Source organism: Micromonospora cynarisoli (assembly GCF_030518815.1).
Lineage (GTDB): Bacteria > Actinomycetota > Actinomycetes > Mycobacteriales > Micromonosporaceae > Micromonospora > Micromonospora wenchangensis.
In genome coordinates this window covers 7105591-7120387 of sequence record NZ_CP130426.1, presented here as the reverse complement: position 1 = coordinate 7120387, position 14797 = coordinate 7105591, and the positions used below count along the sequence as shown (strand labels likewise).

Genomic DNA, 14797 nt, shown 5'->3' with positions numbered 1-14797 from the left:
TACGTACGTCTTGCTATGACGGTACGGCCGGCGCTGCGCCCCGGCAAGCAGGTCACTAGGCTCGACCGCATGGAACAGCGCAGCTTCGACCGGCTCGGCCGGCAGGTGGGTGTGGTCGGCCTCGGGGCCTGGCAGCTCGGCGCGGACTGGGGACAGGTCAGCGAGGGCGACGCCCTGGCCGTCCTCGCCGCCGCCGTGGAGGCCGGCGTCACCTTCCTCGACACCGCCGACGTCTACGGCGACGGCCGCAGCGAGCAGCTGATCGGGCGGTTCCTGCGGGACAACCCCGGACACGGGCTCACCGTCGCCACCAAGATGGGCCGCCGGGTGCCGCAGACGCCGCAGGCGTACACCCTGGACAACTTCCGGGCCTGGACCGACAGGTCCCGGGCCAACCTCGGCGTGGACACCCTCGACCTGGTGCAGTTGCACTGCCCGCCCACCGAGGTCTTCGCCGACGACCGGGTCTTCGACGGCCTCGACACCCTCGTCGCCGAGAAGCGGATCGCCGGGTACGGCGTCAGTGTCGAGACCTGCGACCAGGCGCTCACCGCGATCGCCCGGCCGGGGGTGGCCAGCGTCCAGATCATCCTCAACGCGGTCCGGCTCAAGCCCCTCGACGAGGTGCTGCCGACCGCGGCGGCGGCCGGCGTCGGGATCATCGCCCGGGTGCCGCTGGCCAGCGGTCTGCTCTCCGGCCGGTACGACGAGCACACCACCTTCGCCGCCGACGACCACCGCACCTACAACCGGCACGGGGAGAGCTTCGACGTCGGCGAGACCTTCTCCGGCGTCGACTTCGACCTCGGCCTGACCGTGGTGCGCCGGCTCGCCCCGCTGGTCGGCGACGGGCGCACGATGGCCCAGTTCGCCCTGCGCTGGGTCATCGACCAGCCCGGGGTGACCGTGGTCATCCCCGGCGCGCGCAACCCGGAACAGGCCCGGGGCAACGCCGCCGCAGCCGGGTCCCCCGCGCTGACCGGGGCCGAGCTGGACACCGTCCGGTCGGTCTACGACGAGCTGGTCCGGCCCCGGGTGCACGACCGGTGGTGAGCCACGCCGGCCGGGTCGTCGCGTCGGTGCGGTCCGGCCGGCATCCTGGTGACCGGGCCGGATCGACCGGCCCACGGAGGGGGGACCGGTGAGGGGATGGCTCACGCTCACCCTGGGCCTGCTGGCCGTGGTGGTCGGTGCCGTCTGGACGGTCCAGGGCCTCGGGTACGTCGACGGCAGCCTGATGAGCGGCGAGCGGTTGTGGGCCGTCGTCGGGCCGCTGCTGGTGCTGGCCGGTCTGGTGCTGCTCTGGCGCGGGCTGCGGGCCCGCCGGCTGCCCTGACCGGCGCCGGGCCCGGGGGTCGATGCGGAAAGCCCCGCGTCCTGAGGGGACACGGGGCTTCTCGTCGATCCGGCTGGCCGGACCACCCGGGCCGGCGGATGCCGACCGGCTTCGCTCAGAGGGGGCGGACCTGCTCGGCCTGCGGACCCTTCTGACCCTGGGCGATCTCGAACTCCACCCGCTGGTTCTCCTCCAGCGTGCGGTAGCCGCTGGTCTGGATGGCCGAGAAGTGGACGAACACGTCAGCACCCCCGCCGTCGACGGTGATGAAGCCGAAGCCCTTGTCAGCGTTGAACCACTTCACGGTTCCCTGCGCCATGTGTATCTCCTTCTAAAACCGGCGGCCGAGCACGCTGTGCGGCCGATTGGCCGTTTGCGAGCGGCGACGCCCGGGCGGGCCCCCCACAGCGGGAGACCGCTCGTGCCGACACCGTCTCGCAACAGCGGGGATCAGCAAACCACGTACCCAAAAACTCTGCACAGCCTAATCGACGAAATTCTCCGACATGTGACCTGACGGATGCCCGACGCACGCTGGCCGGGTCGTCCGCACCCAGGCGAAAGGCCCCCCGTCAGTCGATGCGTACGGGGGGCCACAGGTCGTCGTCACCATCCGGAAGGGGAGCCGTCGCGGCTGGTCACCGGCCCGGCGACCGGCCCGACTGACCCGCCCGGCCGGGCGGGTCAGTCGGGCCAGCGCCCGGTCAGCCGCCGGACACCGACCGCGCCACCACGGTCCACCGCGGCGCGGACGACCGCGAAGATCGCCCCCTGCAACGCCGCCGCCGCGAGGATCTCACCCCAGCGGCGGTCCTCGTCGGTGGGGTTGGGCGCCTCACCGTCCCCGGCGGTCGCCTTCCACACCTGCCGGAAGATCGTCCCGGCCAGCGCGCCCGCCGCCAGTCCCAGCAGCACCCCGACCGGCTTGTACGCGGTCCTGCCGATGCCCTTGCTCACCTGCGCCTCCCCCGAACGATCAACAACACCACCACGGCGGCCACCGCACCGGCCGCTATCGTCGCCCACGGCACCGGATCGCGCCGCACCGCCACCCCCGTGTCGTGGGCCTGGGTCCACGCCCGGTCGACGCCCTGGGCCGCCTGCCCCCGCACCCGGGCCACGGTCGACGCGGCCTGTTCGCGCACCCGCTCGCGCGCCTGCTCCGCCGAGTCCTTCAGCCGGGCCTTGACGTCGGCCTTGGCGGCCAGCAGCTCCATGGTCTCGCCCAGCTCCACCCGGGTGCGCCGGATCTCCTCGCGTAGCGCCTCGGTGTCGCCGGTGCCGTTGCCGGTCCCGTTGCTGCCTGTCGTGCCGGTCATGCCCGTCCCCTGTCCTTCACCGCGGCGGCGACCGTGTCCACGTCCGCGCGCACGCTGCGGACCGTCGCCTCCGGCATCGGGGGGACCGCGTGGCTGACCTGCTTCTTCCCCACCAGGGCGAGCACCCCGGCGACGAGGAAGAGCACCACCGCCACGATCAGCGCCGCCGCCCACGCGGGCAGCACCAGGGCCAGCAGCAGGATCGCGGCGGTGACCAGTGCGCCGAGCCCATAGAGGGCCAGTGCCCCGCCGCCACCGAAGAGGCCGATCCCGATGCCTGCGTGCTTGCCCTTCTGGGTCAGTTCCGCCCGGGCCAGGGCCAGCTCGTCCCGGACCAGTCGGGAGACCTGCTCGGTGGCCCGCTGCACCAGTTCGGCGGTGGACGGCTCGCTCCCGGTCCGGGACGTACGGTGGTTCGCGACGTCAGCCATGCTGTCCTCCTTTCGTCATCACCGCGCTGTATGCCCGGAGCCGCCGTCCGTCAATCCTGCAATCCTGCGCACGGTGCCAACCACATCTGACCGCAGGTCGGGCCGGGGTGTCCGGAAAACGCCGAAGCGGGTACGACGCAGCCCCCGCGATCGGAGATCGCGGGGGCTGCGCGGTGGCGGCGGCCGACTCAGCGGCGGGCGTCGGCCCCCGGGTCGGCCCCGACGGTGACGGCCTCGCCCCGGGCGTCCGGATCCGGGCCGACGAACGCCTCGCTGCGGGCGTCGCCGTCGTCACTGCCGCCGAAGACCCGGGCGTCGTCGGGCACGTCGCCCTCGGCGCGGCGGCGGACCTGGCGGCGCGGCGGCACCCACTGCCAGGGCAGGCTGCCGGCGCCGTCGCCCACCTCGGCGCGGGTCCGGGGCAGCGCGGTGGGCCGGTGGTCGCGGACCCAACCGACCAGGTGCTCCCGCACCAGGCAGCGCAGGTCCCACAGGCTGCCGGCGTCGGCGGCGCTGACCAGGGCGCGCACCTTGATCGCGCCGCCGGTCGCGTCGGTGACCTGGAGCACGCAGACCCGGCCGTCCCACAGGTCGGTGCTCTCGACCAGCCGGCGCAGTTCCTCCCGCATCGACTGCACCGGCACCGACCAGTCGAGGTGGAACTCGGCCGTGCCGAGCACCGCCGCCTCGGTCCGGGTCCAGTTCTGGAACGGGGTGCTGGTGAAGTAGGAGGTGGGCAGGATCAGTCGCCTGTCGTCCCAGATCTGGACCACCACGTAGCTGAGCGTCAACTCCTCGATCCGGCCCCACTCCCCCTCGACCACCACCACGTCGTCGAGGCGGACGGCGTCGCTGAAGGCGAGCTGGAGGCCGGCGATGACGTTGCCGAGCAGGCTCTGCGCGGCCAGCGCGGCGACCACACCGACCACACCGGCGCTGGTGAGGACGCCCGCGCCGACGCCGCGTACCGCCGGGAAGGTCATCAGCATCACGCCGACGGCGAGCACCACGATCACCACGATGGTCAGCCGGCGCAGCAGCACCACCTGGGTGCGTACCCGCCGGGCGTGCCGGTTGTCGGGCACGTCGACCCGCAGGAACCGGGCCAGCGCGGTGTCCTCCGCCACCACCAGCAGGGAGGCGACCAGCCAGGCCACCGCGGCGACCACCCCCAGCACCAGGATGTGCAGCACGGCCTGCCGCCACCCGGTGCCCACCGCGTAGCCGGTGGTCCAGCGGACCGCGAACTGGACGGCCACCACCGTGCCGGCCACCTGCAACGGCCGGTGGACGTGCGCGGTCAGCTCCGTCATCAGGTGGGACCGCCGTCCGAGCCGGCGGATCAGCCGGTGTACCACCTCGACGAGCAACAGAGCGATCGCCGCCGCGGTGGCCGCGGCGGCGATCGTCTCGAGGTAGTCCTGCACGTGGTTGTCTCCCTCCGGCCGGGCTGGTCGCAATCGGGCAAAGGCCCAATGGTGCCCGGCGTTTCCGGTATCGACCAGGCTCAGATCTTGCGGAACCGGGACTGGAAGAAGCAGTAGACCCCGAAGGCGGCGATGCCGAGCGCCATCAGCGCCAGGATGAACGGTCCGTACGACTGGTCCCGCAGGGTCCGCAGCGCGGCGTCCAGGCCACGGGCCTTCTCCGGGTCGTAGTTGACCGCCGCGACCACGATCAGCAGACCGGCGACGGCGAACACCGCGCCCCGGGCGATGTAGCCGGACATGCCGAGCCTGCGGGTCAGCTGCCGGGTCTTGCCGTTCATCTCGTTGGTCTTCAGGTTCCGCTCGAACTTCTTCTTGTAGCCGTAGATCATCATGCCGATGCCGACGGCGGCGAGCACCAGGCCGGCGAGCCCGACCAGCCAGCGACCGCCGCTGGAGGCCATCAGCTTCTCGCTGAACTGCTCCTGCTGGTCGGCGCTGTTGGAGCTGGCGTCCTGCACCACCTGGATCGAGGTCCAGGCGAGCCAGAGGAAGACGACGGTACGGACGCCGGAGGCGATCCGCTCGAAGAGACGTTCCTTGCCGCGCTTGGCGTGGTGGCCAACGGCCGCCTCCAGCGCCTGCCAGATGGCCATGGCGATCAGGCCGACGGCGATCGCGATCAGCAGGAACTTGCCCATCGGCTGGGCGCCCAGGGCGCGCAGGGCCCCGTTCTGGTTGCCCTCCTCGGCGGAGCCGGCGAAGGCGATCTGGAGGATGACCCAGGCGAAGAGCAGGTGCACGATCCCGTAGCCGATGAAACCGGCCCGGGCGAGGAGTTCCAGCCAGCGGCTGTCCGCGGTGCGGGCAGCGGTGGCTTCGGCGTTCCGGGTGAGTGACATGGGCCCACAATCTCCGTTCGGGGAGATCCCCAAACGTGGCGTCACCGGCCCGGGGGCAGGTCAGCTGCCGGCGTTGCGCGACACCCGGATCTGGACCTGCTGGTCGGTGACGCTGTCCAGGGTGACCGCGAAGCCGCCCACCTCGGTGGCCTGCTGGCCGATGGTCAACGAGAGCTGCTCGCCGGCGACCTCGACGGTCACCTGGTCGCCCTGCGCGCCGATCAGCTTCGCCTCGACGCCGAGGATGGAGGCGCGGGCGTCGACACCCCGGTCGAAGGTGACCGTGCAGGCGTCCAGGCCGCAGTCGGTGTCGGCGCCGTCGGAGCTGCATCCGGCCAGCACGGCCACGCCGAGCGCCAGGCCGGCCAGCAGGCCGGCGGTCCGCCGGAGGGAGGTGGGGGTGGTGGCGCTTCGCTTCGTCACCCCACCAAGGGTACGAGACGTCGCCCACCCCGGCACCCGGGTGGATCTTCAGGCCGGTCGGGCGGGCTAGGGTCCGGGCATGCCGTTCGACATCACCCGTACCCGGGCCGCGTACCCCGCGCTCGCCGAGGGTTTCGCCCACTTCGACGGTGCCGGTGGCACCCAGACCCCCCGGTCGGTGATCGACGCGGTGGCCGACGCGATGCGGACCGCGGTGGGCAACCGCAGCACCGCCTTCCTGCCCGGCCGCCGGTCACTGGAGCTGGTGGCGGGGGCCCGCAGTGCGGTGGCCGACCTGCTGGGCGTGGCACCGGACGGGGTGGTGCTCGGGCCGAGCGCCACCGCGCTGACGTACACCCTGGCCCGGACGCTCGGCGCGGACTGGGGCCCCGGGGACGAGGTGGTGGTCTCCCGGCTCGACCACGACGCCAACGTGCGGCCCTGGGTGCAGGCGGCCGGGGCGGCGGGGGCGACCGTACGCTGGGCCGAGTTCGACCCGGTCACCGGCGAACTACCCGCCGACCAGTACGCCGACCTGGTCGGCGAGCGGACCAGGCTGGTGGCGGTGACCGCCGGCAGCAACGCGACCGGCACCATGCCGGACGTGGCGGCGGTCGCCGCGACGGCCCACGCGGCCGGCGCGCTGGTCTGCGTGGACGGCGTGCACTCGGTGCCGCACGGCCCCACCGACCTGGCCGCCACGGAGGCCGACTTCCTCGTCACCAGCGCCTACAAGTGGTCCGGTCCGCACCTGGCCGCGGTGGTGGCCGACCCGGCCCGGTGGGCGGGGCTGCGCCCGGCCAAGCTGCTCCCCTCCTCCGACGCCGTGCCCGACCGGTTCGAGGCCGGCACGCCGAGCTTCCCGCTGCTCGCCGGGGTGGCCGCCGCCGTCGACCACCTGGCCGGGCTGGACCCGACGGCCACCGGTGACCGGCGGGCCCGGGTCCGCGCCGGGCTGGCCGCCGCGCAGGCGTACGAGGGGACGCTGTTCGCCCGGCTGGCCGCCGGGCTGGCCGCCCGGCCTGCGGTCAGCGTCCTGCCGGCCGGCGGGCGGCGCTGTCCGACCGTGTCGTTCCGGCTGGCCGGGTGGACGCCGGCCGGGCTGGCCGCCGCGTTGGGTTCCGCCGGGCTCTGCCTGTCCAGTGGGGACTACTACGCCTACGAGTACTTCCAGGCGCTCGGGCTGCGCGACAGCGGCGGCGCCGTACGGGCGGGCGTCTACCACTACAACACGGTCGACGAGGTGGACCGGCTGCTCGCCGAACTGGACCGGCTGGCCGACCAGGGGGAACCGGCGAACCGCTGAGGGTGGGCGGGTCAGCGGCTCCCGGTGAGCAGTTCGGCGGCGGCGCGGGCGGCGGCCCGGGTCGCGCCGTGGGTGGCCAGGTGCAGCCCGCCGGTGACCAGCTCGGGCAGGCCGAGTTCGACTATCACCGCGTCCGGACGGGTGGCCAGCGCCCGGTCGACCGCGGCCCGCATCCACGGGTGCCGGTGCAGGTCCCGCACCACCAGCACCAGTGGCCGCCCGGCCGCCCCGCTGGTCGCGTCGGCGGGCAGGTCGGCCTCGGTGAGCCGGACGGTGGTGGTGCCGGGGAGCAGGTCGGCCAGGGGTGCCCCGAGGCCCCACGGGGTCTCCGCGCCGATCGCGATGTTGTGCGGCGCGGCGAACTCGACCACGTGCGCGGCGGCGGTCAACGGCAGCCGGCCGACCGCGTCGCCGCTGACCCGTACCGCCCGCCGGGCGGCGGTCAGGCCGACCGGTGAGCCGTCGGCGGGGCGCGGGGCGGGCTCGGGCCGGCCGGCGCGGGCGGCGGTGCTCCACTCGGCGAGTTGGCCGACCCGCTTTGCGGCCTCGGCGAGGCGTTCCTCGGGCAGCTCACCGGCGAGCACCGCGGCCACGATCGCGTCGCGCAGGTAGCGGGCGGCGGCCTCGTCGGCGCGTTCGCCGCCCACGCAGATCGCGTCCGCCCCGGCGGCGAGGGCCCGTACGGCGGTGCCGGCGAAGCCGTACCGGTCGGCGACGGCGCGCATCTCCACCGCGTCGGTGACCACCACGCCGGAGAAGCCCAGTTCCTCGCGGAGCAGGTCACCGAGGATGCGACGGCTGAGGGTGGCCGGCAGGTCGGGGTCGAGGGCGGGGACCAGCAGGTGGCCGGTCATCACCGCCTGCACCCCGGCGGCGACGGCGGCCCGGAACGGGACCAGCTCGCCGGCGTCCAGGCGGGCCCGGCTGGCCCCGATGCGGGGCAGGTCGTGGTGTGAGTCGACCCGGGTGTCGCCGTGGCCGGGGAAGTGCTTGGCGCAGGCGGCGACGCCTGCGGACTGGAGGCCGCGTACCCAGGCGGCGGTGTGCCGGGCGACCAGGTGCGGGTCGGCGCCGAAGGATCGCACCCCGATCACCGGGTTGGCCGGGTTGATGTTGACGTCGGCGTCCGGGGCGTAGTTGAGGGTGACGCCGAGGTCGGCGAGTTCGACGCCGAGGTCGCGGGCCACGTCCTCGGTGAGCGTCGGGTCGTCGACCGCGCCGAGGGCGAGGTTGCCGGGGCGGGAGCTGCCCCGGCCGGACTCGATCCGGGTGACGTCGCCGGCCTCCTCGTCGATGGCCACCAGCACGTCGGGGCGTTCGGCGCGCAGCGTCGCGGTGAGCGCGGCCACCTGTTCCGGGTCGACGACGTTGCGGGCGAACAGCACCACCGCGCCGAGCCCCTCGGCCAGCCACCGGCAGACCCAGTCGGGCGGGGTGGTGCCGACGAAGCCGGGTTGCAGGACGGTGGCGGCCAGACCCGCCAGGTTGCGCTCGTTCATCCGGCCCCGGTACCCCCGTCGCGTGTCGACGGCCCGATGCCGTCGCGGTGCTGCCATGGTCACACCGGGCGAGGTAATAGTCAATAAACCTTACTGTTACTGTCTGGCGTCGGTCGGGGCGACGTGCGACAGTGCGGGGATGGACCTGCCGCCGCTCGCCGACGCCACCTCGCCGGCCGACATCCCCGGCGTACGCCTGCTCGGCCTGGTGGTCGGCGGGTTGCTGCTGCTGGCCGCCATCCGGGCCATGTTCGGCCGTCGCTGAGTCCGGCCGTCGCCGAGTTCGGCCGCCGCCGGCCGACTGATCCCGCACCGGCCGGGGTACCGCTAGTGGATGTCACGCCGCACCCGGCGGCGCGCCCAGCGAGGGGGCACCATGAGGATCGGCTACTTCCTGTCCAGTGAGGAGTTCACCCCGGCGCAACTGCTGGAGCAGGCCCGGGCCGCCGAGCGGGCCGGCTTCCAGGCACTGTGGATCTCCGACCACTACCACCCGTGGACGGACGCCCAGGGGCAGAGCCCCTTCGTCTGGTCCGTCATCGGGGCGCTGAGCCAGGTCACCACACTGCCGGTGAGCACGGCGGTGACCTGCCCGACGGTCCGCATCCACCCGGCGGTGCTGGCGCAGGCCGCGGCGACCAGCGCGGTCATGCACTCCGGCCGGTTCGTCCTCGGCGTCGGCACCGGCGAGGCGCTCAACGAGCACATCCTCGGCGACGCCTGGCCGCAGACCGACGTCCGGTTGGAAATGCTGGAGGAGGCCGTCGCGGTGATGCGGGAACTGTGGCGGGGCGACTTCGTCAACCACCACGGCCGGCACTACACGGTGGAGCACGCCCGCGTCTACACGCTGCCCGACACGCCCCCGCCGGTGTACGTCTCCGGCTTCGGACCCAAGGCCGTCGACCTGGCCGCCCGGATCGGCGACGGCTACGTCAGCATGATGCCCGACGGTGACCTGGTCAGCCGGTTCCGGGACAACGGCGGCGGCGACAAGCCGTGCCAGGCCGGGTTCAAGGCCGCGTACGCCGACACCGAGGACGAGGGCGCGCGGATCGCGTACGAGACGTGGCCCAACGCCGGCGTGCCGGGCGAGCTGTCCCAGGTGCTGCCCTCCCCCCGGCACTTCGAGCAGGCGGCCCAACTGGTCACGCCGGATCAGGTGCGGCAGGGCTTCGTCTGCGGCGACAGCGCCGACGCGCACCTGGAGATGATCGACAGGTACGCCAAGGCCGGCTTCGACGAGGTCTACGTCGGCAACGCCGGGCCGCACTGGCAGGGTCTGTTCGACCTCTACCAGCGCGAGGTGCTCCCCCACCTGCGCTGAACCCGCCCGCCCCGACCGACCACGGATCACCGGCACACGGTGACCCGTGGTCGACCAGGTGTGCGCGCCCGGTCACCGCGCCTGACCTGCGCCGTACCGGCCGCCGTGGGCGGTGTGCCCGATCCGGTGGGAGCGGTTTCGGGGTCGATCCGCCCGGGTACCTCCGGCCCTCGATGAAGCTGTCCATGCACTCGACGACGTTGCGCCGCGCGGCGCGCAGCCTGTTCGGCTGGAAAGCGCTGCGGCCCAACCAGCTCGCCGCCATGCGCGCGGTGATGAAACGACGCGACGCCCTGGTGGTGCTCCCCACCGGAGCCGGCAAGTCGGCGATCTACCAGATCCCGGCGAGCCTGATCCCCGGGCCGACGGTGGTGATCTCCCCCCTGCTGGCCCTCCAGCAGGACCAGATCGCCGCGCTCAACGAACGCCAGCGCCCCGAACTGCGTGCCGTGCGGATCAGCTCCGACGAAAGCGCCGCCCAACAGGCCGAGGCCATCGCCGAGATCCGGCAGGGGCGGGCGGAGTTCCTCTTCATCACCCCGGAGGCGCTGGCCAACCCCGACCGGATGGCCGAGGTGAAGTCGCTGCGACCGGCCCTGGTGGCGATCGACGAGGCGCACTGCATCTCGGCGTGGGGGCACGACTTCCGCCCCGACTACCTGGCGTTGGGCCACCTGATCGACGGCCTCGGCCGGCCGCCGGTGGTGGCACTGACCGCCACCGCCTCCCCGCCGGTACGCGACGACATCGTCGCCCGGCTGCGGCTGCGCGACCCCGAGGTGGTGGTCTCCGGGCTGGACCGGCCGAACCTGTTCGTCGAGGTCGCCTACTGCCCCACCGACGACTACCGCTGGCGGCGGCTGATCGCACTGCTGCGCGACGACGAGCGGCCCGGCATCATCTACGTGCCGACCCGGCGGGCCGCCGAGGAGCTGGCCGAGCGGTTGACCACGGCCGGGTTCCCGGCCGAGTACTACCACGGCGGGATGCCCACCGCCGCCCGGCACGGGCTGCACGAGGCGTTCCTCGCCGACCAGGTGCCGATCATGGTGGCGACCTCGGCGTTCGGCATGGGTATCGACAAGCCGAACATCGCCTGGGTGGTGCACATGGCGCTGCCCGACTCGCCGGACAGTTACTTCCAGGAGATCGGCCGGGCCGGACGCGACGGTGCGCCGGCCCGGGTGCTGCTGCTGTGGCGGGCCGAGGACGTCGGCCTGCAACGCTACTTCTCCGGCGGCCTGCCCGACGAGACCGAACTGCAGGACCTGGCCGCGCTGCTGCGTCGGCGGGCGACGACGAAGAAGGCGCTGCGCGAGGCGACCGGCCTCGGGCCACGCAAGCTCGGGCAGTACCTGGCCCTGCTGGAGCAGATCGGGGCGGCCGAACCCCGGGCCGGGCAGAAGATCGGCGCACCGCGCTACTCCCCCACCCCGGCCGAGGCCGGCGCGGCGGCCCTGGCCGAGGCCGAACGGCAGCAGACGGTGACCCGGTCGCGTACCGACATGATGCGTGCCTTCGCCGAGACCACCGGGTGCCGCGGGCAGGTGCTGCTCGCCTACTTCGGCGAGCAGATGTCGCAGGTCTGCGGGCACTGCGACAACTGCCACGCCGGCACCAGCGTGGCAAGCGACGGCGCGGTCGGCCCGTTCCCGGTGCACAGCCAGGTCCGGCACCCGGAATGGGGTCCCGGGTTGGTGCTCAACTACGAGGAGGACCGGATGACGGTGCTCTTCGACGAGGTCGGCTACAAGACGCTCTCCGTGCGCGTGGTGTCCGAACAGGGTCTGCTGACGCTGGACTAGCCTGACCGGGCGACCGCCCGCGTGCGGTGTCTGCAGTGAAACGAACCGAGAGGGGCTCAGTCGTGATCGAACAGCCGGCGTACACCGGGTTCGGGTTCTCCGACGAGGAGTGGGGGCTGCTGGTCGGCCTGCCGCAGTCGGTCCTGACCGCGGCGAGCGCCGCCGAGTCGGACGGCGCCCGACGCACCCGCGCCGAGAACGCGGCCGGGCTGGAGACCATCGCCGCCGGCCGGGAGTCGGCCAGCCCGCTGGTCGCCGCCGTCGCCGGGGAGATCGTCTCGCGGGTGGGCGACCCGGAGGCCGGCGAGGAACTGCCGGTGATCTCGCCGGCCGACCCGCAGGCGCTCATCGACGACGTGCTGGTCCGGGCCGGGCAGGCGGCCACCCTGCTGGCCGCGAAGGTCGACGAGGGCGAGGCCGGGGCGTACCGGCACTGGCTGGTGGAGATCGCCGACCAGGTGGTCGGGGCGGCATCCAGCGGGGGGCTGCTCGGCATCGGCGGCGACCAGGTCAGCGACTCGGAGCGGAAGTTCCGCGACCGCCTCTCCCAGGTCCTCAACGACTGACCTCGACCCACGGCCGACGGGCCGGGCCAGCCTGACGGCGGCCCGGCCCGTCGGCGTCTGGTGGGCGGTGCGGCCGTGATCGACCCGATGTCGCCGGAGGGGCGGTGTCCCGATGGCTTCGATGCCGCTGTTTTGGCGAAACAGCGGCATCGACACCCCCACGACCCCACCCGGCCCCGGACGGAGCGGGCTGGTGCGGTCCTCGTCCAGAATGGAGGGGAAGTGCCCGCCGACGGGGAGGCCGGACATGGTGCACCGCACGGTGATCGACACCGAACAACTGCCGCCGACGGAACGGTTCGGGATGTGGCTGGACCTGGTCGCCCGGACCGCCGCGCCGCTGCGCATCCGCTCCGACCACCAGCACGACTTCCGGGCCCGCGCCGAGTTCGTCGAGCTGGGCCCCATCCGGCTGGTGCGCTACCGCTACCCGTCACTGGAGGCGGTGCGCACCCCGAAGCTGGTCCGGCGCACCGAGGTGGACTTCCACATGCTCGCCCTCACCACCAACGGCACCGGCGTCGCCGGGCAGGCCGGGCGGGAGAGCCGACTCGGCGCCGGTGAGTTCACCTTCTACGACGGCTCCCGGCCGCACGAGGTGAGCCACCTCGGCGACGGCAACGGCGCGGAGCACGCCGCCTCGATCGTCGCCCTGGTCCCGTACGGGGCGATCCCGCTCACCCCGGACCAGCTCGCCCCGCTGCTGGCCGGCCGGATGTCGGCAAGCGAGGGGATCGGTGCGCTGGTCGCCCAGTACCTGACCCGGATCACCACCCATCCGGAGCAGTACCAGCAGGCCGACGCCGAGCGGCTGGGCGGGGTGGCGCTGGACCTGATCTCCACCATGCTCGGCAGGTACCTGGTCGCCGAGGACGAGATGCCGCGCGAGGTACGCCGCCGGGCGCTGCTCGCCCAGGTGCGGGCGTACGTCCAGCGGCGGCTGGGTGACGCCGGGCTGACCCCGGCCACCATCGCCGCGGCGCACCACATCTCGGTACGCAGCCTGCACCGGCTCTTCGAGGAGGAGCACGCCACCGTCGCGTCGTACATCCGGGAGCTGCGGTTGGAGCGGTGCCGGCGGGACCTGGCCGATCCCGCGCTGGCCCACCGGCCCGTGCAGGCCGTCGCCGCGCGCTGGGGTTTCCGGGACAAGGCGCACTTCAGCCGGGCCTTCCGGGCTGCCCACCAGCTCACCCCCCAGGCGTACCGGACGCTGCACCTGCAACAGGCACGGATCGACAACAGCACGGCGTCCGCAGTCAACCCGGGGCCGACATACTGACTGCGGGCCGACGGTCACCGACCGGCCGGCCCGACGGTAACGGGGGACCGCGGCGTGGCGTCCGTGACCCAGGTGGGTCACGGACGGCCGCCCGGTGCCGCAGGCACGACCGCCGTCGCCCGGATGGCCTCCCGGCCGCACCCGCCCCGACCCCGTCGCGCCTCCCCCCAGGAACAGCGGCGGGGTCGGTCAGGTCTCCGCCAGCAACTCCAGCACCGACCGTTCGACCTGCTCACGTGGGGCGTCGGGGGGCACCGGCAGCACCACGCCGTCGTGGTAGAGGTCGACCACCCGGGGGTCCACGTACGACGTTCGGGCCACCGTGGGGGTGTTGCCGAGCAGCTCGGCCACCGCCCGCATCACCCCGGCCACCGCCCGGCGGCGGGCCGTGACCGAACGCTGCGTCCCCACGGTCGCCAGTTCGGTGGCCGCGCGGACGGTGGCGTGCCAGGTGCGGAAGTCCTTCGCGGTCATCTCACCGCCGCTGGCGTCGCGCAGGTAGCCGTTGACCTCGTCGCTGCGCACGTCCCGCCAGGCCCGGCCGTCCCAGTAGCCGAAGAGCCGTTCCTCGGTGCGCCGTCGTCGCCGCAGGTCGGTCAGCACCTGGCACAGCTGCGGGTCCTCGATCCGGCGGACCTGTTCGATGCCGCCCTTGGCCGGGAACTCGAAGACCACGCAGCCGCCCCGGCACCGGGCGTGCTCCGGACGCAGGGTGGACACGCCGAAGGTGGCATCCTCCCCGACGGCGTACTGCTCGTTGCCGACCCGGAAGGTGCCCATGTCGAGCAGCCGGGCGACGGTGGCCAGCACCCGGTCCCGGTTCAACCCCCGCCCCGCCAGGTCACCGGCGACGCGCTCGCGCAGGGTCGGCAGCCGCCGGGCCACCTCCAGCACATGGTCGAACTTCGCCTCGTCCCGCTTGCGCCGCCACTGCGGGTGGTAGAGGTACTGCCGGCGTCCGGCGGCGTCGGTGCCGGTGGCCAGGATGTGCCCGTTGGGGTACGGCGCGATCCACACGTCGGACCAGGCCGGCGGGATGACCAGCTGACCCAGCCAGGCCAGGGTGTCCGGGTCCCGGACCCGTTCCCCGTGCCGGTCCAGGAAGGTCCAGCCCTTGCCGCTTCGGCGACGTCCGTACCCCGCCCGACCCGGATCACTGCGCCGCAGTCGCACC

Annotated in this window: 17 protein-coding genes; 8 read left to right on the top strand and 9 right to left on the bottom strand. The window is 73.6% G+C overall.

What is annotated here, in order from left to right:
- The first annotated feature begins 69 nt into the window (after positions 1-69).
- On the top strand, positions 70-1053 hold the full coding sequence (locus Q2K16_RS31235; protein WP_302742146.1) for an aldo/keto reductase: 984 nt from the start codon (positions 70-72) through the stop codon (positions 1051-1053).
- An 88-nt stretch (positions 1054-1141) separates the two neighbouring features.
- Positions 1142-1336 carry a hypothetical protein gene (locus tag Q2K16_RS31230; protein ID WP_302742145.1) on the top strand — a complete coding sequence of 65 codons (195 nt, stop codon included), beginning with the start codon at positions 1142-1144 and terminating at the stop codon, positions 1334-1336.
- 115 nt (positions 1337-1451) lie between these two features.
- Here Q2K16_RS31230 and Q2K16_RS31225 read toward each other — a convergent pair whose 3' ends face one another.
- From Q2K16_RS31225 to Q2K16_RS31195, 7 genes are all read right to left on the bottom strand, one after another.
- A complete protein-coding gene (locus Q2K16_RS31225) occupies positions 1452-1655 on the bottom strand; it encodes a cold-shock protein (RefSeq protein WP_011905669.1) in 204 nt (67 codons plus the stop codon).
- Positions 1656-2020: 365 nt separating this feature from the next.
- Positions 2021-2293 carry a DUF4235 domain-containing protein gene (locus tag Q2K16_RS31220; protein ID WP_302742094.1) on the bottom strand — a complete coding sequence of 91 codons (273 nt, stop codon included), beginning with the start codon at positions 2291-2293 and terminating at the stop codon, positions 2021-2023.
- Positions 2290-2655: a DUF3618 domain-containing protein gene (locus Q2K16_RS31215; RefSeq protein ID WP_302742093.1), complete on the bottom strand. Its 366-nt coding sequence runs from the start codon at positions 2653-2655 to the stop codon at positions 2290-2292. Before Q2K16_RS31215 ends, Q2K16_RS31220 begins: the two co-directional genes overlap by 4 nt.
- Positions 2652-3086, bottom strand: a complete 435-nt coding sequence (locus tag Q2K16_RS31210; RefSeq protein ID WP_204927659.1) for a phage holin family protein — start codon at positions 3084-3086, stop codon at positions 2652-2654. The genes Q2K16_RS31215 and Q2K16_RS31210 overlap by 4 nt, the downstream gene beginning before the upstream one ends.
- A gap of 188 nt (positions 3087-3274) precedes the next feature.
- The gene (locus Q2K16_RS31205; RefSeq protein WP_302742090.1) at positions 3275-4513 is read right to left on the bottom strand and encodes a mechanosensitive ion channel family protein; all 1239 of its coding nucleotides are present in this window, start codon (positions 4511-4513) and stop codon (positions 3275-3277) included.
- A gap of 80 nt (positions 4514-4593) precedes the next feature.
- The gene (locus Q2K16_RS31200; protein WP_302742088.1) at positions 4594-5415 is read right to left on the bottom strand and encodes a DUF1206 domain-containing protein; all 822 of its coding nucleotides are present in this window, start codon (positions 5413-5415) and stop codon (positions 4594-4596) included.
- 60 nt (positions 5416-5475) lie between these two features.
- A complete protein-coding gene (locus Q2K16_RS31195; protein ID WP_302742086.1) occupies positions 5476-5838 on the bottom strand; it encodes a hypothetical protein in 363 nt (120 codons plus the stop codon).
- A gap of 79 nt (positions 5839-5917) precedes the next feature.
- Here Q2K16_RS31195 and Q2K16_RS31190 point away from each other — a divergent pair, with 79 nt between their 5' ends.
- Positions 5918-7144: a cysteine desulfurase-like protein gene (locus tag Q2K16_RS31190; RefSeq protein WP_302742084.1), complete on the top strand. Its 1227-nt coding sequence runs from the start codon at positions 5918-5920 to the stop codon at positions 7142-7144.
- 11 nt (positions 7145-7155) lie between these two features.
- On the opposite strand, the gene Q2K16_RS31185 is transcribed toward Q2K16_RS31190, so the two are convergent.
- Entirely contained in the window at positions 7156-8643 is a 1488-nt protein-coding gene (locus Q2K16_RS31185) for a glycoside hydrolase family 3 protein (RefSeq protein WP_302742082.1), read from the bottom strand.
- A gap of 139 nt (positions 8644-8782) precedes the next feature.
- On the opposite strand from Q2K16_RS31185, the gene Q2K16_RS31180 reads away from it, so the two are divergent.
- From Q2K16_RS31180 to Q2K16_RS31160, 5 genes are all read left to right on the top strand, one after another.
- Positions 8783-8908 carry a hypothetical protein gene (locus Q2K16_RS31180; RefSeq protein ID WP_255470159.1) on the top strand — a complete coding sequence of 42 codons (126 nt, stop codon included), beginning with the start codon at positions 8783-8785 and terminating at the stop codon, positions 8906-8908.
- 111 nt (positions 8909-9019) lie between these two features.
- The gene (locus Q2K16_RS31175) at positions 9020-9970 is read left to right on the top strand and encodes a TIGR03557 family F420-dependent LLM class oxidoreductase (protein ID WP_302742080.1); all 951 of its coding nucleotides are present in this window, start codon (positions 9020-9022) and stop codon (positions 9968-9970) included.
- A 173-nt stretch (positions 9971-10143) separates the two neighbouring features.
- Positions 10144-11775, top strand: a complete 1632-nt coding sequence (locus Q2K16_RS31170) for a RecQ family ATP-dependent DNA helicase (RefSeq protein WP_302742078.1) — start codon at positions 10144-10146, stop codon at positions 11773-11775.
- A gap of 62 nt (positions 11776-11837) precedes the next feature.
- The gene (locus Q2K16_RS31165; RefSeq protein WP_282266572.1) at positions 11838-12341 is read left to right on the top strand and encodes a hypothetical protein; all 504 of its coding nucleotides are present in this window, start codon (positions 11838-11840) and stop codon (positions 12339-12341) included.
- 247 nt (positions 12342-12588) lie between these two features.
- Positions 12589-13623, top strand: a complete 1035-nt coding sequence (locus Q2K16_RS31160; protein ID WP_302742075.1) for an AraC-like ligand-binding domain-containing protein — start codon at positions 12589-12591, stop codon at positions 13621-13623.
- Positions 13624-13812: 189 nt separating this feature from the next.
- On the opposite strand, the gene Q2K16_RS31155 is transcribed toward Q2K16_RS31160, so the two are convergent.
- Positions 13813-14796 carry a DNA topoisomerase IB gene (locus tag Q2K16_RS31155; RefSeq protein ID WP_302742073.1) on the bottom strand — a complete coding sequence of 328 codons (984 nt, stop codon included), beginning with the start codon at positions 14794-14796 and terminating at the stop codon, positions 13813-13815.
- Between the last annotated feature and the right edge of the window lies 1 nt (position 14797).